This is a genomic window from Staphylococcus sp. 17KM0847 (assembly GCF_013463155.1).
Classification (GTDB): domain Bacteria; phylum Bacillota; class Bacilli; order Staphylococcales; family Staphylococcaceae; genus Staphylococcus.
On the sequence record NZ_CP040781.1, the window covers coordinates 1546991 to 1569739 of the forward strand.

Sequence of the window (22749 nt, forward strand, 5' to 3'; positions counted from 1 at the left end):
AAAATGCCTCCATGTTAAAACAGCGATACGTTTGTTTCACTTGTTTGCTGTACTCCGTTGCCATACAGACTTATATTGTGAAAATATCTCATATCGCTTGTACTTTATTTTTCTAATCTTTTAGCGATCTTATCAACTTTGTCCAAAAAGTTACCCTTTTGTTTTAATTAATAAGCTAACGAATGAGCCACATCCGGGATAGCATCCGCCGATTTATTCGATCACTATCCTCCTCGTCTACAAGTCGCAGTATTTCATCTGAATACATATTCTGTTTTAATATGTCTTTTAACAACAAAACCTTACAACTTGTACTGGCGCTTTAAATGATACTGCATTCTGTCCTCCTTTCTTTCACACTATACCTCATTGTACACTTTTAAAAACAATCAATGCAAATAAATTTATAATCTTCATATGATCAGATTGATTCCTTTCATGATTTCGTCAATCTTGTATTCGCTTTCTTATCAGAATTCCAATATTTTGAGTTAAAATACTATTATAAAAACAAGAGCGAGACGGAAAGCTCATGCGTACAAAAGCTTTCGTAGTCCCGCCCCGACAGTTGAAAAAGGTTAATCAAACGTATTTCACGTCATAGACCTAATGCCATTTATAGATATTTACGCACTGATTTAGAACAGATTTTCTATGTCCTAGCCTTATGCTGTTGTTATTTTATAACCCCATTTTGGCTTCAACAACATCTGCAATTGTTTGAGCAAAACGTAACGCATCTTCATCTGTTTTTGCTTCAACCATGACACGTACAAGTGGCTCTGTTCCTGAAGGGCGTACTAATATACGTCCTTCTCCATTCATTTCTTTTTCTACACGCATCATCACTTCTTTAACATCTTCATTTGCTTCAACACCATATTTATCTGTCACTTTAATATTGATAAGTGCTTGTGGATATTTTTTCATTTGGGCTGCAAGCTCACTCAATTTCTTACCAGAGCGTTTCACCACAGCTGCTAATTGAACACCTGTCAACAAGCCATCTCCAGTCGTATTATAGTCCATTAATACGATATGACCTGATTGTTCTCCACCTAAATTGTAATGACCTCTACGCATTTCTTCTACAACGTAACGATCACCCACTTTTGTTTTATTAGATTGAATACCTTCTGCTTCTAATGCTTTATAAAAACCTAAGTTACTCATCACAGTGGAAACAATCATATTATCATTAAGCTCTTGATTTTTCGCCATTTCTTGTCCGATGATAAACATAATCTGATCTCCATCGACAATCTGTCCTTGTTCATCTACTGCAATTAAGCGATCTCCGTCACCATCAAAAGCAAGTCCAAAGTCACATTCCGTTTCCAAAACTTTGTCTGCCAGTAATTCAGGATGTGTAGAACCTACGCCTTCATTGATGTTATATCCATCTGGACTACAACCTAACGTGACTGTGTCTGCTTCAAGGTCTCCAAATAGGAATGGTGCAAGTGAAGCAGTTGAGCCATTCGCCCCATCTAAACCGATTTTAAGCCCTTCTAAATTCACTTCAATTGTTGATTTTAAATAACTTAAATACTTTTGTGCTCCCTCAAAGTAATCAGAAGTATGCACAATCTCTGACCCTGTTGGGCGTGGTAAAGAACGATTAGGTTCATCTAATAATGCTTCAATTTCTTTTTCTTGTTCATCTGATAGTTTGAAGCCATCTGATCCGAAAAACTTAATGCCATTATCTGCCACAGGATTATGCGATGCAGAAATCATAACTCCTAACTCTGCACCCATTTCTCTTGTTAAATATGCTACACCTGGTGTTGAAATAACACCTAAGCGCATAACTTCTGCACCGATTGACACAAGACCAGCGATCAAAGCATTTTCTAGCATTTCACCTGACACTCGTGTATCTTTCCCCACTAACACACGAGGATGTGCTTTGTTTGCATCGTGTGCTAATACATAACCACCATATCGTCCTAATTTAAAGGCCAACTCAGGTGTTAACTCCTCATTAGCAACGCCTCTAACGCCGTCTGTACCAAAATATTTACCCATAATTTATATCTCCTTTATCTCCATCATTTTACTGAAATTGTTGCCGTTAAGTTATCAGGTTTTGCATATGATACTTTATCTGGTAAGTCTAACTTTACTTCTCGTGTCACAACGCTTGCAACATCATTGACATCAACTTCACCCGTTATTTCATCGATATCCTCTAAATCTTCTCTATTCCCATAAATTTCGACATGCTCTTGATCAAGTTTCGTTTCACTTACTGTATAACCACTTGCTGCTGAACCTTTTGTCGTCAAGTTCACTTTTACTTTTTTATGGTATGGCTCAACATCGGCTGTTAAGTCAACACTTGATGGTTCAACTTGCACATCTAACTTATTCATATTCTTATCAAAAACCGCTATTTTAGCTTTAGTCGTTGTTTTTTGTGAAATAGGTGTTTCTTCATTAAAGTTTGCTTTTACATAAGCAATGCGATCTAATTGTTCTTTACCACCAATGACTTTGACAGTATGAGGCGAAACTGTTGTCTCTGAGATTTGATAGTTGGCATCAACAGAATATCGACTCACATTAGGTTCTACTGCAACTTTTCGCGTTTCTTTTTTCTCAATAGAAAGTGTCGCTTCTTTTGGATAAACACGATAGTGAATATCTTTATCTAAACCACGAACTTGAAAAGCAACTGTTTGTTCACCCATACCTGCATCAGTAACATCTAAAGTCACTTTATAATTTTCTGTTTTTTGTGCTTGCAAAACTTTAGACTGTGGCCCATTCAACTCGATATCAACTGTATCCGGCGCACCCGTTACATATAAATTTTTATTGTTATTTATAATTTCTACAGGTACATTTTTTATTGTTTTGCTACCATCTTGAGCAATACTGTCTGTACTAAATGATTCTCCAAATACATTGTTGACTGATAAAAAAAGTAATAATGCTAAAATAAATGCAAAAAAACGTAAACCCCATTTGGATTCTAACATCTAACTCACACCTTTCTTAGCAAAGTGTGCTCCAAACCAATGTTCAGACAATAACTCTTCAAACACTTCAACCGAAATATCTTTGCGTAGTTTACCATCAAAAGTAACAGAAATTGACCCCGTTTCCTCAGATACAATAACAGTAAAAGCATCGGATACTTCTGAAATACCCACTGCTGCACGATGACGTGTACCTAAACTCTTAGCAATTTTAGGACTATCTGACAAAGGTAAGTAACTTGCTGCTGTCGCAATCTTATCTCCTTGAATAATCATCGCACCATCATGTAATGGTGTATTCGGAATAAATACATTCGTCAAAAGCTCTTGTGAAATATCTGAATGCATCGGAATCCCAGTTTCAATATAATCCTGTAATCCCGTTTCTTTTTCGAATACAATTAGTGCTCCTATACGACGCTTCGCCATATATTGAACGGCTTTAGATACAGCTTCGACAAGTTTCGGTACTTCCTCTGAGGATGTCATTGTATAACGCTTAAATAAACTGCCTCGTCCCAATTGCTCCAAGGCACGTCTAATCTCAGGTTGGAAGATGACGATAATCGCCAAAAATCCCCACTGCATCACTAAATCAAACAATCTTGAAGTTGTTGTTAACTGTAAATATTCACTTATGCCTTTACCGACAAGAATAAATAAAATTCCTTTTAATAATTGGATGGCTTTAGTACCTCTGAAAACTGTAATCAATAAATAGATCACATACCAAACAATTAATAAATCTAGAATACCAGTAATCACTTCAAGTGTACTTACATTTTCAAAGAGACTTGAAATTTGCATAGCATCTCCTCCGGTAATCTATTCCCATAACCTTTATTATAACAAGGATCCACCTCAAATGTCATATATCAATTACACAGATTATAATAATGTTTCTCCAAAAAATGAACCTAACAGTGCAACAGCTTGCTCTGCTGTATAATTACCTTGATCTAATAAAGGATTCACCTCTACTAAATCCATAGATGTAATCAAACCAGATTGCTGAAGTAATTCTAAAGCATAATGACTTTCTCTATAAGTTAATCCCCCTAGTACTTTTGTCCCTGTTCCAGGTGTTTCATTAGGATCTAATGCATCAACATCTAATGATAAATGAACACCATCTGTCCTATCTTTTAAGTAACTGATACTCTCTTGTATCACTTGCTTAATCCCTAATTCATCAATATCTGCTATTGTATACGTTTTAATATTATGTTTCTTGATATATTGACGTTCTCCATAATCTAGGTCACGCATACCAATCAAAACAATTCGATCAGATGTGACTTTGGGTGCATAACCTCCTAAGTTTACAAGTGTCTCATCACCTTCACCAGCTAAAACACGTAATGACATACCATGAACATTACCCGTCGGTGATTCTTCTGGAATATTTAAATCACCGTGAGCATCATACCAAATAACACCTAAAGATTGATAATGTTCGCACACACCAGAAATCGAACCAATTGCTAGAGAATGATCGCCCCCTAAAACTACTGGAAAATAGCCATTTTGAATACTTTTAGAAACTTTTGTCATAAGTACTTGACTATATGCCAAAATCTCATCATAAAAACGTAAACCCATTTGATGATTTTGAAACGTTTCAATTTCTACTCGAGGTACATCAATATTTCCACTGTCTATAACTTCATGACCAATACGTTTGAGTCTTGTTATAATTCCAGCATAACGTATTGCTTCTGGACCCAAATCTACACCAAATTTTTGTTGTCCAAACATAACTGGCACACCAATCAGCTCTATTTTTTTATTCATATGTATTAACCCCTTTAATTTCAATTTCGACTCGATAAACCCCTTATTTTTATCAAGAGCCATATTATCAGAATAATTCACTACTTCTATTAAAAGCAAATATTAGATAGAACGTGTCATTATCATACCTTATTAAAGGAAACATAATGAGCCTATGTATAATGATATATTAAAGTGACTTAAAATATATAAGGGGGATGGTCAAATCTAAATACTTCAAATAAAAGCGTTTATGAGTTCGAGCGAGGCCTGCAGGAAAGTGAGCCATCAAGAAACGATAGTACTGAAAAAAGCGCACAACCCATCAAGATTGTACGCTTCGGCATGCCTAGCTATTTCTACGTATATGAAATTATCATAAAAATAAAATGAGGTACTTTTAATGATCTATCCACCACAGAAAATGGACAGCCCCAAAAAACCCTACCTCGATTGAGATAGGGTTTACAAGTGAGCCATAGAGGATTCGAACCTCTGACCCTCTGATTAAAAGTCAGATGCTCTACCAACTGAGCTAATGGCTCATATGGCTGGGCTAGCTGGATTCGAACCAGCGAGTGACGGAGTCAAAGTCCGTTGCCTTACCGCTTGGCTATAGCCCAAAGATGGTGGAGGGGGGCAGATTCGAACTGCCGAACCCGAAGGAGCGGATTTACAGTCCGCCGCGTTTAGCCACTTCGCTACCCCTCCAGCTATTCAACTAAAATGGTGGAGAATGACGGGTTCGAACCGCCGACCCTCTGCTTGTAAGGCAGATGCTCTCCCAGCTGAGCTAATTCTCCAAATTAATAATGACCCCTACGGGACTCGAACCCGTGTTACCGCCGTGAAAGGGCGGTGTCTTAACCGCTTGACCAAGGGGCCATATGGCTCCACAGGTAGGACTCGAACCTACGACCGATCGGTTAACAGCCGATAGCTCTACCACTGAGCTACTGTGGAATAATAAAAGAAACCTGGCACCGTCCTACTCTTGCGGAACGTAAGTCCGACTACCATCGGCGCTAAAGAGCTTAACTACTGTGTTCGGCATGGGAACAGGTGTGACCTCTTTGCCATAGGCACCAGATAAAAGAATGTTATACATTCAAAACTAGATTGTAAGTATAAAAGTTTCACAAGAGAAACCGAAAGAATAAAAATTGATTAAGTCTTCGATCGATTAGTATTCGTCAGCTCCACGTATCACTACGCTTCCACCTCGAACCTATTGACCTCATCATCTTTGAGGGATCTTATAACCGAAGTTGGGAAATCTCATCTCGAGGGGGGCTTCATGCTTAGATGCTTTCAGCACTTATCCCGTCCATACATAGCTACCCAGCTATGCCGCTGGCGCGACAACTGGTACACCAGAGGTATGTCCATCCCGGTCCTCTCGTACTAAGGACAGCGCCTCTCAAATTTCCTACGCCCACGACGGATAGGGACCGAACTGTCTCACGACGTTCTGAACCCAGCTCGCGTACCGCTTTAATGGGCGAACAGCCCAACCCTTGGGACCGACTACAGCCCCAGGATGCGATGAGCCGACATCGAGGTGCCAAACCTCCCCGTCGATGTGAACTCTTGGGGGAGATAAGCCTGTTATCCCCGGGGTAGCTTTTATCCGTTGAGCGATGGCCCTTCCATGCGGAACCACCGGATCACTAAGTCCGTCTTTCGACCCTGCTCGACTTGTAGGTCTCGCAGTCAAGCTCCCTTATGCCTTTACACTCTATGAATGATTTCCAACCATTCTGAGGGAACCTTTGAGCGCCTCCGTTACACTTTAGGAGGCGACCGCCCCAGTCAAACTGCCCGCCTGACACTGTCTCCCAGCACGATAAGTGCTGCGGGTTAGAAATCCAATACAATTAGGGTAGTATCCCACCAATGCCTCCACGTAAGCTAGCGCTCACGCTTCTAAGGCTCCTACCTATCCTGTACAAACTGTACCGAATTTCAATATCAGGCTACAGTAAAGCTCCACGGGGTCTTTCCGTCCTGTCGCGGGTAACCGGCATCTTCACCGGTACTATGATTTCACCGAGTCTCTCGTTGAGACAGTGCCCAAATCGTTACGCCTTTCGTGCGGGTCGGAACTTACCCGACAAGGAATTTCGCTACCTTAGGACCGTTATAGTTACGGCCGCCGTTTACTGGGGCTTCGATTCGTAGCTTCGCAGAAGCTAACCACTCCTCTTAACCTTCCAGCACCGGGCAGGCGTCAGCCCCTATACGTCACCTTACGGTTTAGCAGAGACCTGTGTTTTTGATAAACAGTCGCTTGGGCCTATTCACTGCGGCTCTTCAGAGCGTGAACCCTAAAGAGCACCCCTTCTCCCGAAGTTACGGGGTCATTTTGCCGAGTTCCTTAACGAGAGTTCGCTCGCTCACCTTAGAATTCTCATCTTGACTACCTGTGTCGGTTTGCGGTACGGGCACCTACTTTCTAGCTAGAGGCTTTTCTCGGCAGTGTGAAATCAACGACTCGAGAAAACGTGTTTTCTCTCCCCATCACAGCTCAGTCTTTATGAGTGCCGGATTTGCCTAACACTCAACCTCACTGCTTGGACGTGCACTCCAACAGCACGCTTCGCCTATCCTACTGCGTCCCCCCATCGCTTAAAACGAAATTAGGTGGTACAGGAATATCAACCTGTTATCCATCGCCTACGCCTGTCGGCCTCAGCTTAGGACCCGACTAACCCAGAGCGGACGAGCCTTCCTCTGGAAACCTTAGTCAATCGGTGGACGGGATTCTCACCCGTCTTTCGCTACTCACACCGGCATTCTCACTTCTAAGCGCTCCACATGTCCTTGCGATCATGCTTCAACGCCCTTAGAACGCTCTCCTACCATTGTCCAAAGGACAATCCACAGCTTCGGTAATATGTTTAGCCCCGGTACATTTTCGGCGCAGTGTCACTCGACTAGTGAGCTATTACGCACTCTTTAAATGATGGCTGCTTCTAAGCCAACATCCTAGTTGTCTGGGCAACGCCACATCCTTTTCCACTTAACATATATTTTGGGACCTTAGCTGGTGGTCTGGGCTGTTTCCCTTTCGAATATGGACCTTATCACCCACATTCTGACTCCCAAGTTAAATTATTTGGCATTCGGAGTTTGTCTGAATTCGGTAACCCGAGAGGGGCCCCTCGTCCAAACAGTGCTCTACCTCCAATAATCATCACTTGAGGCTAGCCCTAAAGCTATTTCGGAGAGAACCAGCTATCTCCAAGTTCGATTGGAATTTCTCCGCTACCCTCAGTTCATCCGCTCACTTTTCAACGTAAGTCGGTTCGGTCCTCCATTCAGTGTTACCTGAACTTCAACCTGACCAAGGGTAGATCACCTGGTTTCGGGTCTACGACCAAATACTCATTCGCCCTATTCAGACTCGCTTTCGCTGCGGCTCCACATTTTCTGCTTAACCTTGCATCAGATCGTAACTCGCCGGTTCATTCTACAAAAGGCACGCCATCACCCATTAACGGGCTCTGACTACTTGTAAGCACACGGTTTCAAGTTCTCTTTCACTCCCCTTCCGGGGTACTTTTCACCTTTCCCTCACGGTACTGGTTCACTATCGGTCACTAGAGAGTATTTAGCCTTAGGAGATGGTCCTCCCAGATTCCGACGGAATTTCACGTGCTCCGTCGTACTCAGGATCCACTCAAGAGTGTCTATGTTTTCGACTACAGGATTATTACCTTCTTTGATTAACCTTTCCAGGTTATTCGTCTAACATAGCCATTTGTAACTCCGTATAGAGTGTCCTACAACCCCAACAAGCAAGCTTGTTGGTTTGGGCTTTTCCCGTTTCGCTCGCCGCTACTCAGGGAATCGATTTTTCTTTCTCTTCCTCCGGGTACTAAGATGTTTCAGTTCTCCGGGTCTACCTTCTCACATGCTATGTATTCACATGTGGATAACACGACATAACTCGTGCTGGGTTCCCCCATTCGGAAATCTCTGGATCAAAGCTTACTTACAGCTCCCCAAAGCATATCGTCGTTAGTAACGTCCTTCATCGGCTTCTAGTGCCAAGGTATTCACCGTGCGCCCTTAATAACTTAATCTTATTGTGATATTGCCAAGTCTAACGACTTGTCAATCACCAGTTATTAATTATGTGAGTCGTCTATTGACGACTAGCGATCATTTAGTTTCAAGCTTTCGCTATTCACTCGGTTTTGCTTGGTAAAATCATTTATACTTACTTATCTAGTTTTCAATGTACAATATTGAATCCTCAAATATGAGCATTCAAAACTGAATACAATATGTCACGTTAATCCGCTATCATCATCTGAGATGATGTTCCGTATATATCCTTAGAAAGGAGGTGATCCAGCCGCACCTTCCGATACGGCTACCTTGTTACGACTTCACCCCAATCATTTGTCCCACCTTCGACGGCTAGCTCCAAAAGGTTACTCCACCGGCTTCGGGTGTTACAAACTCTCGTGGTGTGACGGGCGGTGTGTACAAGACCCGGGAACGTATTCACCGTAGCATGCTGATCTACGATTACTAGCGATTCCAGCTTCATGTAGTCGAGTTGCAGACTACAATCCGAACTGAGAACATCTTTATGGGATTTGCTTGACCTCGCGGTTTCGCTGCCCTTTGTAATGTCCATTGTAGCACGTGTGTAGCCCAAATCATAAGGGGCATGATGATTTGACGTCATCCCCACCTTCCTCCGGTTTGTCACCGGCAGTCAACTTAGAGTGCCCAACTTAATGATGGCAACTAAGCTTAAGGGTTGCGCTCGTTGCGGGACTTAACCCAACATCTCACGACACGAGCTGACGACAACCATGCACCACCTGTCACTTTGTCCTCCGAAGAGGAAAACACTATCTCTAGTGCGGTCAAAGGATGTCAAGATTTGGTAAGGTTCTTCGCGTTGCTTCGAATTAAACCACATGCTCCACCGCTTGTGCGGGTCCCCGTCAATTCCTTTGAGTTTCAGTCTTGCGACCGTACTCCCCAGGCGGAGTGCTTAATGCGTTAGCTGCAGCACTAAGGGGCGGAAACCCCCTAACACTTAGCACTCATCGTTTACGGCGTGGACTACCAGGGTATCTAATCCTGTTTGATCCCCACGCTTTCGCACATCAGCGTCAGTTGCAGACCAGAAAGCCGCCTTCGCCACTGGTGTTCCTCCATATCTCTGCGCATTTCACCGCTACACATGGAATTCCACTTTCCTCTTCTGCACTCAAGTTTTCCAGTTTCCAATGACCCTCCACGGTTGAGCCGTGGGCTTTCACATCAGACTTAAAAAACCGCCTACGCGCGCTTTACGCCCAATAATTCCGGATAACGCTTGCCACCTACGTATTACCGCGGCTGCTGGCACGTAGTTAGCCGTGGCTTTCTGATTAGGTACCGTCAAGACGTGCACAGTTACTTACACGTTTGTTCTTCCCTAATAACAGAGCTTTACGATCCGAAGACCTTCATCACTCACGCGGCGTTGCTCCGTCAGGCTTTCGCCCATTGCGGAAGATTCCCTACTGCTGCCTCCCGTAGGAGTCTGGACCGTGTCTCAGTTCCAGTGTGGCCGATCACCCTCTCAGGTCGGCTACGTATCGTCGCCTTGGTGAGCCGTTACCTCACCAACTAGCTAATACGGCGCGGGTCCATCTATAAGTGACAGCAAGACCGTCTTTCACTGTTGAACCATGCGGTTCAACATGTTATCCGGCATTAGCCCCGGTTTCCCGGAGTTATTCCAGTCTTATAGGTAGGTTACCCACGTGTTACTCACCCGTCCGCCGCTAACGTCAGAGGTGCAAGCACCTCGTCTGTTCGCTCGACTTGCATGTATTAGGCACGCCGCCAGCGTTCATCCTGAGCCAGGATCAAACTCTCCATAAAAGAAGTAAGCTTGATATAGCTCGTTTGATTGTTTAAGTCAATCACTCTCGAAAGTACTATCGTTAGTACTCAATTTATCGGAATTAACGTTGACATATTGTCATTCAGTTTTCAATGTTCATATCATCATCTCTTGCATTTTTTAACATTGCAAAGACTTTTATAATCATAAGCTATTTACTATTTCGTTTCAATAGTAAGTTTTACACTTTCAGAAGCGAAATGTTTTAACTTTTCGTTCGCACTTATTAACACGACTTTGTTATCATAACAACTTCTAAGTTTGTTGTCAATAAAAAATAAAATATTTTTTAGATTTCCATATTTTATTCATGTAAGCTTTGGCTCACAAGAAAACATTCTAATACCTATTCACAGAAAATGCAATACTTTTTTTCATTTTTTTAATTTAATATTACCGATCTTAAAGAATAGGGATAAAACAACTAAGAAACGATAATTGTTTCATCCCAACAAGAAAAATGCACTCAAAAAAACTTGAATCTATATCTTTTTATACGAATACTTTTTTAGTTTGATGTTTTTTCAATAATTTTTTTGGCAATATCTCGATAGATTTTTCCAAGCTTATCTTCAGGTTGATAAATAGATGGTGCAAAATCAACAGGTTTCCATGAAGGTTGTTCTAACGGCAATTGCCCTAGTAAGTCTGTTTGTAGTTCATCCGCTAGTTTTTGCCCCCCGCCTTGACCAAACACATATTCTTTATTTCCTGTTTCTTTACTTTCAAAATACGACATATTCTCTATTACACCTAAAATCGAATGCTCCGTATGTTTGGCCATTGCACCAGCACGTGCTGCTACAAATGCTGCTGTTGGATGAGGCGTTGTGACAATGACTTCTTTACTAGACGGTAGCATTGTATGTACATCTAGTGCCACATCTCCTGTTCCAGGTGGTAAATCTAGGATAAGATAATCCAAATCCCCCCATTTTACATCAGTGAAAAAGTTTGTCAGCATCTTACCTAGCATAGGTCCACGCCAAATGACAGGTGCATTTTCTTCAACAAAGAACGCCATAGAAATAACTTTAACCCCGTGACGTTCAACTGGGACAACTGACTTCCCTTCAATACCAGGTTTTTCATCTATACCCATCATATCGGGCACACTGAAACCATATATATCAGCATCAATAAGCCCTACACGTTTTCCTTCTCGTGCGAGAGAAACAGCTAAATTTACAGCTACTGTAGACTTGCCGACCCCTCCCTTACCAGACGCTATGGCAATAAACTCTAAATCATTACCTTGTGCTATAAATTGTTCGATCGTCTGCTGTTCTTCTTCTTTGTTGCCACGATACTTTTCAACAACTTCTTCTGGTAACGCTTCAAATCGAATACCAACTGTTTTAGCACCATTTTCTTTTAATTTTTCAACAATTGCCATTTGTAAGTCGAGTTGTGTTTGTCCGCCAAGTTGTGCCATCGCAACTTTGACACTCACATGTTCTTTCTCTTCTTTTACCGAAACTTCTATAACACCACCTGTTTCACTTAATGGCACATTAATAATTGGATCATTGATTTCTCCCACTAGTGCTTTAACTTGCTCTATTGTTAACACGAATGACCTCTCCTTTTATACACATTTGTTTATAGTTTAACAAAATACCTGATGATTGCATAAGGTAAAAACCCTTATTTTTCTAAAAAAGCCCCCTACTCAAACAATAACACTGAGTCAGAGGACTTTTCCTATACTAGAATATATAATGTCTAGCGCTGTAATATTGAAAACGCTTCTATCATATATCACTAGTAGTTATTTATAAATTATGCTCTTCTCACATAATTTTGTTGATAATCTTTTGGTTTTTTACCACGATCATAAATGAAAAAGCTTAAAATAAAACCAACCAAGACAAAAGCAGAAGTAACGTAAAAAGCTAAGTTTACACCACTAGCCATCGCTTCACGTGCAACTAAACTGCTTGACAGTGTAGTCGAAGGAGTATACAGCATTGCACCAATTGACATCATCGTTACCATTAATGCTGTACCCATAGATCCTGAAATAGTTCGTAAAGCATTCATAATGGCTGTACCATGAGAAACCATACTATTTGTTAATGAGTTAATACCCGCTGTATTTAATGGCATCATCAACAAGGAAACTGAAAATAATCTTAGAGTATAGACAACAATAACATAAATATATGAAGTATGTGCTGTAAGCTGTGCCATCATAATGGTAGAGATGAGCAATAATGCAAACCCTGGAATGACAAGAACGCGTGCACCTACTTTGTCATACAAACGTCCTGTAATAACAGACATCATACCATTAATTAATGCTCCTGGTAAGATGACTAAGCCTGAAAGCATAGCCGATAAGCCCAAGGAATTTTGGACATAAAGTGGGATGAGCAAAGCAGGGCCCACCATAGACGTAAAGACAATCATTGATGCGACAGATGTTAACGCAAACGTACGCGTTTTAAACGCATGAAGATTTAAAATCGGATTATCAATTTTTAATTGACGTAAAATAAACATTCCCACAATAACTAGACTGACAGCTAAACTCACAAATACCGTTGGGTGGTGAAAACCTTGTGATCCTGCCATGCTGAATGAATAGAGCATTAAACCAAAGCCGATGGTTGATAAGACAACAGAAGCTTTATCTAACTTAACTTCTTTAATTTGACTAAAATTTTGCATATATATCATTCCAAATATATAACCAATAATCGCAACAATAACGACTACAAGTAAAGGTGCTCTCCATGAAAAATGATCAACTAAAACACCTGAAAGTGTCGGTCCAATCGCAGGCGCAAACTGTATAACAAGACCTGAAAGCCCCATCGCAAATCCTCGACGATCTTTAGGAAACAATGAAAACATAGTAAACTGACTTAATGGTAAAATAACACCTGCTCCCATGGCTTGAATAACACGCGCCAACATAAGTACAAAAAAATTAGGTGCTATAGCAGCTGTAATAGATCCGACTAAAAACGCCCCCATCGCAAGTAAATATAATTTACGCGTGGGGATACGATCCATAAAATAAGCTGTCAATGGAATCATAATACCATTAACGAGCATAAAACCAGTCACTAACCATTGAGATGTATTTTCATCGATATTTAGCCCTTTCATAATCGCCGGTAAAGCTGTATTCAATAATGTTTGATTCAAGATGGCTATAAAGGCACTGACGAGCATAACCGCAACAATGATATTGCGCTGCTCGCGTGTCACCTGAATACCTGATGTCATAAACATCCTCCTCTACCTTTTAATCATTTCTACATTCTACGACTAAAAGGTTAGCTTAGCAAATCATTTACATTATTTTAAAATTGCTCACTCTAGTGATATTTATATAAAAGGTGATTTTCTCTCATTCTCCCCTAAAACCCAAATTGATGACTATCATTATAAGTGTTTATTTAAATTTTTAGAGTTAGGATAAAATATTTCTTTGCATAGGTATAAAAAAGCAATAATCAGCATAATGACCCAGTAATCAATTTGAATCTTGTCATAATGAATATGAATCATAAAGAAAAAAAGAATCACCATGAGTGTATACGTTATTAAATGGAATGTTATACCTTGAAAATATGGATTCGTTGCTAATTTTTTTCGAAAAACATCCATGATAAATTCAATACAAAAAATCAAAAAATATCCCAGTATGATATAGCTACCATAATATAACAAATTATCGTAAAACCCTTGATTGTATTCGAAAGTTCCTAAATTAAGCATAATCAAAATACGACTTACACCATATAAACCCAAAGCTAATACAACTAAAAATAGTGCACCAGATACGATAAAAATAGAGAGTACAACTAATAAGGAAATCCAATTAAAATTACCTCTCACTATGTTCCCTCCATTCCTATCGTTGATTGCTCAAACCATCTAAAGTCCATGTACATCAATACGTCTTAGCCAAATAAATATTAATCCCATAATAATGACCATACTTGCTATCATCACATTTTGAATCGGCCATTTTATAAATTCGAGGTGCCATGCATAAATAACACCAATCATTGCTGATCCAGATGCATTCCCGAGGTTACGTGTTAGTGTAAATAACGATACCATTTTCTTCATTTGGTTTGTTAATGAATGCTCTTGTACAATCACACTGTCTTTTGTATATACCACACCAAAGCTCATTCCTACACAGAATAATACAATCGCTATACTATATATGTGACTTGGCATCACATAAACCATTAAACTCCCGACACCTATAAGGGTAAAAGCCAACATATAGATGCGGTATAAAGATAGACGTGCTTCAATTTTATCCAATGTAAAATTAATAATAAGCCATCCTACTGTTAACGGGAAAATAATCAATCCGCTTTGTAAAGGGGTTAAACCTACATAATCTTGCAAATAAGTCGGTACAAAAACGTTAAATCCAATCAGCATGAATGCAGTAAAAAAATCAGTAAAAAAGACACGAATCATAATGGGTTGAAAAGATTGTGTGGGTATAAAAGATGTATGCCTTTTCTGAGAATAACGCCAGAGCCATACACTACATACTAATACCAAAACACCTATTAATAGACTAAATAGTATCGAAAGTCTTCCAACAACAACCAACATCAATCCTATAATGACTAAATAAAAAAACAACATCCCTTTATAATCAAATGCGTGTTTAACCGTTGTTTCATTATCAAAGTGATATGCATATAATACGAATACAGCTGCAACGACACCAATCGGTATATTAATAAAGAATAGCCAGTGCCACGTTGTCACTTCTAATATAAAGCCACCTAAAAATGGTCCTAGAATACTTGAAATTCCCCATACACTCCCCACAATTCCCATGACCTTATAACGAAAAGGGATATTAAAAGCAAGTTTGGGAACAATTTGTGCAAGAGACATATTAACACCTGCACCAACACCTTGAATAAAACGAGCGAATATAAGCATTCCAAAAGTCGTACTCACTCCTGATAGTAAACTACCACTCACAAATAATATTAATCCTAAAATTGTAATATAAATGACTCTTACACGGGCCATCAATTCACTTAATATCGGAATGACGAGTACAATACCAATGAAATAAGCTGTGAATACAAATGAAACGGGCCATATTGCATTCAAATCATCCCTCATTGTTGGTAATGCTAATGATACAATAGACGTTTCTATTGCAGACATAAACATAATGAGCACAAGTGACACAATCACACTTATATTTTTAAACGTCATATAACAACACCTTCCTTACTTCATTGAATATCACTGGTGATTACCCAATAGGTATTTCAGTTATTTTTTTATTTAACTGATCTCATATTGTGTCCATTCCAACAAAGGCTAGGGTTCATCTTATTACAATGAAGTCCTAGCCTAAGCTTACATATTTAACAATAGCGAACAAGATTACACTTGCATAAAATATAAAATACCTACAAAGTGAAATAACGATGCAATTAATATAAAAATATGCCAAATCATATGAAAGTAGGGGCGATTTTTTTGTGCATAAAACCATGCACCGATAGTATATGAAATACCACCTAACAAAATAAAGATAAGGAACCACCATAATCCTTTACTTATAATAATGGGTAAATAAATAATACCAACCCACCCCATTAATAAATAAATCAATAAACTCAATTTAGAGTTCACCTTTGTAGCAATAGCCTTATATAAAATCCCCCAAATTGTTGTCCCCCATAAAACAACCATTATCGACCAACCAAGCCAACCACCAACAAGTACTAATGATACAGGTGTATAAGTTCCAGTTATTGCCACATAGATCATACTGTGATCGATAATTCTCATAACATATTTATGTGGTGATGCTTGTTGCATAGTATGGTAAACGGTAGAAGACATGAACATTAAAAATAAGCTAATGACAAATATAGAAACGCCCACTGACATTAGAACACCGGACGATGCATAGCTATAAACCGCTGCATATGGTAGAGCAATAAGCATTAATAACGCTGCTACACCATGTGATACAGAATTTCCTATTTCCTCTCCAAAAGTTAATGGATTGATATCTTTAAATGTTTCTAGTGCTGTTTTCTTTTTAACTTTTACGCGCTCAGCTCTCACTTCAGTCATATAGCCAACCCCTATTCTATTATTTTCATACGTCTTAAATCTGCTGTCGCTGTTTCAACACTATCTTTACCTTCTTTGTTTTTTAAAGGACTGAATTCTTCATCACGTAAAACTTGTAATGTTATAAACGAATTAGCATATTGAAAAATATCAAAGTAAAACAACTCAAATTTTAGTGTTGGCCGTGTCACTATTCCAAAATCTTCATCTAACTGTTCCAATTGCTTAATAGCTAGATGATAAGGTAAGTGCTTATCAACAGCTTTGTCGATAAAAGCAAGACGAAATGCATGAATGCCTATATTTGCATTCATTAGCTGATCTGCCATTTTATCATCTAATTCAGAGTATTCCAGCACAGTATCCTTACCATTTTGTACAACAAGACGCCCTACTGACTCTCCTTGCTTAGCTTTGATTGATTTAGATGTTACATCTTTATGATGGTATACTGTAAAACCTGCAAAAAGTGGGTCTAATACACGTACGAGAACATTATCAATATTATTCATAAAGACGTATTGATTGCCTCTATCAATCATTTGATTTAAATAGCCCGCTTGCTTTAAAGATTTGAATACACCACCATTACCGTTAGGCGTTTCCATAATTTGTCCTGTTTTATCAAAAATTAATTGACCTGCTTCATTAAGTGCAACCATATTGTCTTGTTTGAAAAAGAAAATATGCTCTTGAGGATAGTTAAAATAATCGTGTTTTTCAAAGAAGATACGTGTCTCGGCATCGTTAATATCACTCGTCATAATATACCAGTCGATATAGTAGTCTGTTTGTTGATACAATTGGACAAGTTGTTCAGCCTGTAATTCAAAAAGACTCTTATTACCAATTGTATATGTTCCTTTAGGTCCTTTATGACCCAATCGTGTTCCTTGACCACCTGCTAATAACAATACAGCAAATTGACCATTTTTAATTGCCTCAAGCCCTTGTTTGACATATGTATCAACTTCTTTATCTTTTAGAGCTTTACGCGCTTCAAAGTTCACTTCATGTACATGTGAAATATCTTGGATATTCTCTTTATTCATATATACTTCTTCATATAATGCTTGTATGTCTTCTAAATTTAGAGATTCGACCTTTTGATATAAGCGTTCCTTTTCATTTGTACTCATCATTTTTTCGTATTCACACAAATGATGTTGATTAACTTTCTCTAATTTATTTTTTTCTAACATAACTTTAAACTTCTCTCCTTTTGAACAGAACTTTACACTTTACTTACAATCATAATCATTACATCAATAATTGAAAAAAGTAATGAAAAGCTTCATCAAATAGCATATAAACCATCATTAGACCAAAAGCTGTCGCCAATGATACATCCAAGAGTCCCCCCGTTTTAAAACGAATTGGAAAACCAATACTTATAGGCAAAGGGAACAACAGACGTACACCTCTTGGCGTCAACATATCTAATATTACATGTGAAAGCATACCATATATTATAGAAATCATATAGTATATCGGCGTTTCAATAAAATGCAAAATCATATATATAAGAAATAAAAACAACAGAGAATGTGTGAGTGTCCGATGACCAAAAAACTGTTTAATTAACCAACTTATTATAGGAAATTTACGTCCAATTTTACTTTTCGTATGACATATATCTGGAAAGATACTAGCTATACCTGCTAAAAAAATACAAGTCGCAGTACTATAAATATCAAGATTGTAATGTAGCGCAGTAGCCGTACCTACACATAATCCTGCAGCAATATGCGTTTTACCTGTCATAACCTACTCCTTATTATTAATTAATACTGAAATTATAGCACAAACGCTCTGGTTATACGAACATATTTTCGGTATGCAGATAAAATATTTTACATTCATGTTCTTGAAAAGCTCTTCTTCCCTGTCTTCTTATTATAAGAGCAATCCATTATTTATTCCCCTTCTATTATTTAAACTTATAATATCCTAACGTACTTCACGCTTTTCAATAGATTTATACGTTTCATTAGTATGTCACATTTGTTAAAAAGTATCTCATATTACTTGCAAATTAAATTGAAATAAGTTATGATACACCTAACAAATTAATTAAAGGATGTGTCGGTCTAATGGCTATGACAGTTAAGAAGAACGATAAAGAAGTACAAATTCAATGGAGAGTTGCAGATATCCGTATTCCTAATGATGCAATTAAAAATGTTTCAGAAGATAGAGATATTCATGCAGTTCCAGAGTTAGACAGCAAAAACGTTTCTCGAATTGGCTCAACATTTGGTAAAACAAATCGCGTCATTATCGATACGGATGATCACCAATACATTATTTATACATTTAATGATAAGAAAGTCTATAATGAAGTAACAAAATAAAATAAAACGGATGCCCTTTAGCCTACAAGCTAAAAGGGCATCCGTTTTTTAGTTTTCTAAAAAATAATATGTGCAAAAAGAACAATAATAGGTAATGTAATCACTGTGCGGATCAAGAAAATAACAAATAATCTCCAAATACTCACTGGAATCTTAGAACCAAGTATCACACCACCTACTTCTGATAAATAAATGAGCTGACATACGCTTAAAGCACCTACAACAAAGCGGGTCAAATCACTTTGTACACCTTCAATTAAAATCGATGGCAAAAACATATCTGCAAAACCAATAATCATCGTCTCGGATGCTGCGGAAGCTTCTGGAACTTGCATTAATTCTAAAAATGGAACAAATGGTTTACCAATGATTGTAAAAATTGGTGTATACGTTGCTAATATGGTTGCTAAGGTTCCAATTGTCATAACAACCGGTATAACGACGAGCCACATATCCAATACTGTTCGAACAGCTGTATGTAAATACATTCGCAAACCCGGTGCATCATAGCCTGTTTTTACTGCATCTGCATACCCACTCTTCAATGCTTGCATATATGTATATCGTTTTTCTGGACGTTCTTGAGCTGAGACACCATCCACATAACAATCTTCTACCGAACGAAGTGGCCATATACGTGGCATAATTAACGCCGCTACAAAACAAGCAACAATAACCGTAAAATAGAATACCGCAAAACGATCAATCAACCCAATCGTCTCTGCAATCACAATCGCAAACGTTAATGATACAACACTGAATGTTGTTGCGATAACAGTAGCTTCTCTCCGAGTATAAAAGCCTTGTTCATATTGCTTACTCGTAATCATAACACCTACTGTGCCATCCCCGATAAATGATGCTAAATTATCTACAGTTGAACGCCCTGGCAAAGTAAATAACGGACGCATAATAGGTCTAAATATAGGACCTAAAAATTCTAATAAACCATATTCTAACAATAACGGTAGAAAAATTGCCGCAAAGAAAAATACCGCAACCAATGTTGGGAGTAATCCTGTAAAAATCAAATCTCCAGTATCTTCTGAATAAATCCATGTTGGTCCTACTTTTAAAAATGTTAACCATGCAAAGATTACAGCTATTAAACGAATCATTACCCAAGGCCATGTCACTTTGAAGGTATTCACCATAAAACTTGATGTCGTTGATGTTGATTTAATCAATAAGCTATATATCATTGTCAACAAGCCAGATAATGTAATAATCAATACAATGAGCCATGGCATTGCACTACCGATTATATCTTTAAAAACTTTAGCTAAAAAAGCAATAGGTAAAGTTGTTGTTGATTGTCCCTTTTCTACAATAGGTATTGGAATTAAAAATAAAATAATCCCTATAAGTGACAGTAGAATAAACTTCCATTTCCCTATCTGTCGCTGTTTTTTTGTTAATTTCTCCATTATTATTCACCCTCTCAGTTCACATAATATCTACGGTTAGAGAAATAGATCAAAGAGGTGTTCTCATTATTTCAATTCCTACTTATATTCGACCTATATCAAAACACCTTTGTACTCACGAGTATAGATTATACAGAGTACAAAGGTGTTATGCAACGTCTTTTTGAATATTGATACAAAATGATGCATATTATTTTAAATCACATTTTTCGTAATACGTATAAAAAGTATGGTGCGCCTATGATTGCAATCAATACACCAACCGGGATATCAATAGGTGGTGCAATCATGCGTGCCAATCCATCTGCAAATGCCATCAACACACCACCAATTAATCCTGACATTAAAACAATATGCACATGTTTATGACCTACAATACTACGTGCAATATGCGGTGCAATGAGTCCAAGAAAACTTAAACCTCCTACAACAGAAATAGCTGATCCCGCCAACATAACTGCTGCTAACAATAATATCATCTTAATATGATTCACTTTAGCACCCAATGCTGTTGCTACATCATCACCTAAATGTAGAATATCTAATTTATAACTATAATATAGGATAACAGGTATAGACACACATAACCATGGCAATATCGTCAATACATGTTGCATTGATCGACCAAACAAACTACCAGTCAACCATACAAGTGCAATGTTTGCTTCCATCGGGTTACGAATGAGTAAGTATTGTACAAGCGCCATGGCAATCGCACCGAGTGCCATACCTATTAAAGCCAGCTGAGATCCTTTTACGCGTTTAAAACTAATGAGTAATGATAAAATAATACTCATTCCTAATGCACCAACAAATGATGCAAGCGGTAAAAGAAAAAGTGGTGCCGTTGGAAAAATAATAATAACAATTACAGCAGCTAAGCTTGCACCTTTCGTGATACCAATAACATCTGGTGATGCAAGAGGATTGCGCACTACTCCCTGTATTACTGCCCCTGAAATAGATAGCGCAGCACCAACTAAAATTGCTAGTAACATACGTGGGACACGATATTCAGATAAAATAAAGTTTTCTCCTGACCAGACCTCTCGAAGCACTTGTTGTGGCGAGATCCAAACTGCACCGGCACTCAAACTTAAACATGCACAAACTATAAGTAAAATCCCTATAGTTATATAACGTCTTTTTAAATGTTGTATCATCTTGTCCGCACTCCCCTCAATGTAATCCATAAGAAGTAAAATGCACCGACAAATGATGTTACTATTCCGACTGGTGACTCGAAAGGAAAAGCAATGAGACGACTCAGTACATCAGAAATCAATAATAGATTCGCCCCCATCACCATAGAGAGTAGAATAATAAGAAAATAGTTTCGATTTAAGTAATACTTCACAACATGTGGCACAATCAGTCCCACAAAACCAATGGGACCTGCAATCGCTACTGATGCCCCGGCTAAAATAACAACGAGAAAGCCAGCCAAAGCCCGGACTAACTGTGTGTTTTGACCCAGTCCAGTAGCAATTTGATCTCCTAAATCTAAAATGGCTAGTTGTCTTGCTAAAAACAATGCACCGACTAAACCACTCACTAAAAACGGCAATATTTTTATAATATGTCCCCATTTAATGGTATGCAGTGCACCTACCAACCAAAACATTACTGTTGTGGTGGCGTCTTCATGAAGTAAAATAATTCCTTGCGTTAAACTTGTAAAAAAGAGGTGTATCGTCATACCTGCTAACGCCAGTTTGATGGGTGTCATACCTTTTGTAGTATCTGCCAGCATATATACAGCCAACCCACCTATAAATGCACCGATAAATGCAAAATATACGTTATACGCAGCAAATGAAGGAATCATCACAGTAAACAATACGACAACAAATGACGCACCCGCATTCACACCAAATATTTGAGGAGACGCTAAAGGATTTCGCGTAATCGCTTGCATTAACACTCCTGCAACGCCTAATGATGCACCAATCATTGCACCTGCAATCATACGTGGCATTCGAACATGGTGTATTAAAAAAGTTTCTTTTGTATTCGTTGTTGAAAAAAAGTAGTCAATTAACGCCTGAAATTTTATGTTTGACGAACCTATTGCAAGATTTAAGTACATTGCAAAAATAAGAAAGCACACGCTCACGATGAACGTAAGCGTAGTGCGTTTCTGTTGGTGATGTTCATCAAATGCTTTTAATTTGAGTTTTGACATACACATT

15 protein-coding genes, 6 tRNA genes and 3 rRNA genes are annotated in these 22749 nt (G+C 38.5%); 1 reads left to right on the forward strand and 23 read right to left on the reverse strand.

Features of this window, described 5'->3' with window-relative positions:
- Nucleotides 1-681: 681 nt before the first annotated feature.
- The 20 genes from glmM to FGL66_RS07680 all read right to left on the reverse strand — a co-directional run bounded on the left by glmM (nt 682) and on the right by FGL66_RS07680 (nt 18540).
- Nucleotides 682-2031: a phosphoglucosamine mutase gene (gene glmM / locus FGL66_RS07585; protein WP_180809234.1), complete on the reverse strand. Its 1350-nt coding sequence runs from the start codon at nt 2029-2031 to the stop codon at nt 682-684.
- A gap of 23 nt (nt 2032-2054) precedes the next feature.
- Nucleotides 2055-2987 (reverse strand): CdaR family protein, encoded by a 933-nt coding sequence (locus FGL66_RS07590; RefSeq protein WP_180809235.1) that lies wholly within the window; start codon nt 2985-2987, stop codon nt 2055-2057.
- Entirely contained in the window at nt 2988-3794 is an 807-nt protein-coding gene (gene cdaA / locus FGL66_RS07595; protein ID WP_180809236.1) for a diadenylate cyclase CdaA, read from the reverse strand. It abuts the gene before it with no gap.
- Between the two features lie 81 nt (nt 3795-3875).
- On the reverse strand, nt 3876-4781 hold the full coding sequence (gene rocF / locus FGL66_RS07600) for an arginase (RefSeq protein WP_180809237.1): 906 nt from the start codon (nt 4779-4781) through the stop codon (nt 3876-3878).
- 451 nt (nt 4782-5232) lie between these two features.
- Nucleotides 5233-5305: transfer RNA gene (locus tag FGL66_RS07605), tRNA-Lys, on the reverse strand.
- Nucleotides 5306-5308: 3 nt separating this feature from the next.
- A tRNA-Gln gene (locus tag FGL66_RS07610) sits at nt 5309-5383 on the reverse strand.
- 4 nt (nt 5384-5387) lie between these two features.
- Nucleotides 5388-5471 (reverse strand) — tRNA-Tyr (locus tag FGL66_RS07615).
- Between the two features lie 16 nt (nt 5472-5487).
- Nucleotides 5488-5563 (reverse strand) — tRNA-Val (locus tag FGL66_RS07620).
- 10 nt (nt 5564-5573) lie between these two features.
- Nucleotides 5574-5645, reverse strand: a tRNA-Glu gene (locus tag FGL66_RS07625).
- A 3-nt stretch (nt 5646-5648) separates the two neighbouring features.
- A tRNA-Asn gene (locus FGL66_RS07630) sits at nt 5649-5723 on the reverse strand.
- Nucleotides 5724-5735: 12 nt separating this feature from the next.
- Nucleotides 5736-5850, reverse strand: a 5S ribosomal RNA gene (gene rrf / locus FGL66_RS07635).
- A 73-nt stretch (nt 5851-5923) separates the two neighbouring features.
- Nucleotides 5924-8848, reverse strand: a 23S ribosomal RNA gene (locus FGL66_RS07640).
- A gap of 259 nt (nt 8849-9107) precedes the next feature.
- Nucleotides 9108-10658 (reverse strand): 16S ribosomal RNA (locus FGL66_RS07645).
- The 16S, 23S and 5S rRNA genes sit together here with 6 tRNA genes alongside, the layout of an rRNA operon.
- A 530-nt stretch (nt 10659-11188) precedes the next feature.
- Nucleotides 11189-12253 (reverse strand): iron-sulfur carrier protein/transcriptional regulator SalA, encoded by a 1065-nt coding sequence (gene salA, locus FGL66_RS07650; protein ID WP_180809238.1) that lies wholly within the window; start codon nt 12251-12253, stop codon nt 11189-11191.
- A gap of 209 nt (nt 12254-12462) precedes the next feature.
- Nucleotides 12463-13917: an MDR family MFS transporter gene (locus tag FGL66_RS07655; RefSeq protein WP_180809239.1), complete on the reverse strand. Its 1455-nt coding sequence runs from the start codon at nt 13915-13917 to the stop codon at nt 12463-12465.
- A gap of 159 nt (nt 13918-14076) precedes the next feature.
- The gene (locus FGL66_RS07660) at nt 14077-14532 is read right to left on the reverse strand and encodes a SepA family multidrug efflux transporter (RefSeq protein WP_308413114.1); all 456 of its coding nucleotides are present in this window, start codon (nt 14530-14532) and stop codon (nt 14077-14079) included.
- A gap of 39 nt (nt 14533-14571) precedes the next feature.
- Nucleotides 14572-15900 carry a multidrug efflux MFS transporter SdrM gene (sdrM, locus tag FGL66_RS07665; RefSeq protein ID WP_180809240.1) on the reverse strand — a complete coding sequence of 443 codons (1329 nt, stop codon included), beginning with the start codon at nt 15898-15900 and terminating at the stop codon, nt 14572-14574.
- Nucleotides 15901-16074: 174 nt separating this feature from the next.
- Nucleotides 16075-16776 carry a PAQR family membrane homeostasis protein TrhA gene (gene trhA / locus FGL66_RS07670; RefSeq protein WP_180809241.1) on the reverse strand — a complete coding sequence of 234 codons (702 nt, stop codon included), beginning with the start codon at nt 16774-16776 and terminating at the stop codon, nt 16075-16077.
- Between the two features lie 11 nt (nt 16777-16787).
- Nucleotides 16788-17978 (reverse strand): UTP--glucose-1-phosphate uridylyltransferase, encoded by a 1191-nt coding sequence (locus FGL66_RS07675; RefSeq protein WP_180809242.1) that lies wholly within the window; start codon nt 17976-17978, stop codon nt 16788-16790.
- 58 nt (nt 17979-18036) lie between these two features.
- Nucleotides 18037-18540 (reverse strand): metal-dependent hydrolase, encoded by a 504-nt coding sequence (locus tag FGL66_RS07680; RefSeq protein ID WP_180809243.1) that lies wholly within the window; start codon nt 18538-18540, stop codon nt 18037-18039.
- Between the two features lie 329 nt (nt 18541-18869).
- On the opposite strand from FGL66_RS07680, the gene FGL66_RS07685 reads away from it, so the two are divergent.
- Nucleotides 18870-19130, forward strand: coding sequence for a SunI/YnzG family protein (locus FGL66_RS07685; RefSeq protein WP_180809244.1), 261 nt, complete (start codon nt 18870-18872; stop codon nt 19128-19130).
- Between the two features lie 56 nt (nt 19131-19186).
- Here the strand turns inward: FGL66_RS07685 and FGL66_RS07690 are convergent, their stop codons facing one another.
- From FGL66_RS07690 to FGL66_RS07700, 3 genes are all read right to left on the reverse strand, one after another.
- Nucleotides 19187-20557 carry a YjiH family protein gene (locus FGL66_RS07690; RefSeq protein ID WP_180809245.1) on the reverse strand — a complete coding sequence of 457 codons (1371 nt, stop codon included), beginning with the start codon at nt 20555-20557 and terminating at the stop codon, nt 19187-19189.
- Nucleotides 20558-20757: 200 nt separating this feature from the next.
- Nucleotides 20758-21720, reverse strand: coding sequence for a FecCD family ABC transporter permease (locus FGL66_RS07695; RefSeq protein ID WP_180809246.1), 963 nt, complete (start codon nt 21718-21720; stop codon nt 20758-20760).
- Nucleotides 21717-22742 (reverse strand): FecCD family ABC transporter permease, encoded by a 1026-nt coding sequence (locus FGL66_RS07700; protein ID WP_180809247.1) that lies wholly within the window; start codon nt 22740-22742, stop codon nt 21717-21719. Before FGL66_RS07700 ends, FGL66_RS07695 begins: the two co-directional genes overlap by 4 nt.
- Nucleotides 22743-22749 lie beyond the last annotated feature (7 nt).

Coding starts and splice junctions, on each gene's coding strand:
- glmM (WP_180809234.1), bottom strand. CDS start 2,031: ATGGGTAAATATTTTGGTACAGACGGCGTTAGAGGCGTTGCTAATGAG.
- FGL66_RS07590 (WP_180809235.1), bottom strand. CDS start 2,987: ATGTTAGAATCCAAATGGGGTTTACGTTTTTTTGCATTTATTTTAGCA.
- cdaA (WP_180809236.1), bottom strand. CDS start 3,794: ATGCAAATTTCAAGTCTCTTTGAAAATGTAAGTACACTTGAAGTGATT.
- rocF (WP_180809237.1), bottom strand. CDS start 4,781: ATGAATAAAAAAATAGAGCTGATTGGTGTGCCAGTTATGTTTGGACAA.
- FGL66_RS07655 (WP_180809239.1), bottom strand. CDS start 13,917: ATGACATCAGGTATTCAGGTGACACGCGAGCAGCGCAATATCATTGTT.
- sdrM (WP_180809240.1), bottom strand. CDS start 15,900: ATGACGTTTAAAAATATAAGTGTGATTGTGTCACTTGTGCTCATTATG.
- trhA (WP_180809241.1), bottom strand. CDS start 16,776: ATGACTGAAGTGAGAGCTGAGCGCGTAAAAGTTAAAAAGAAAACAGCA.
- FGL66_RS07675 (WP_180809242.1), bottom strand. CDS start 17,978: ATGTTAGAAAAAAATAAATTAGAGAAAGTTAATCAACATCATTTGTGT.
- FGL66_RS07680 (WP_180809243.1), bottom strand. CDS start 18,540: ATGACAGGTAAAACGCATATTGCTGCAGGATTATGTGTAGGTACGGCT.
- FGL66_RS07685 (WP_180809244.1), top strand. CDS start 18,870: ATGGCTATGACAGTTAAGAAGAACGATAAAGAAGTACAAATTCAATGG.
- FGL66_RS07690 (WP_180809245.1), bottom strand. CDS start 20,557: ATGGAGAAATTAACAAAAAAACAGCGACAGATAGGGAAATGGAAGTTT.
- FGL66_RS07695 (WP_180809246.1), bottom strand. CDS start 21,720: ATGATACAACATTTAAAAAGACGTTATATAACTATAGGGATTTTACTT.
- FGL66_RS07700 (WP_180809247.1), bottom strand. CDS start 22,742: ATGTCAAAACTCAAATTAAAAGCATTTGATGAACATCACCAACAGAAA.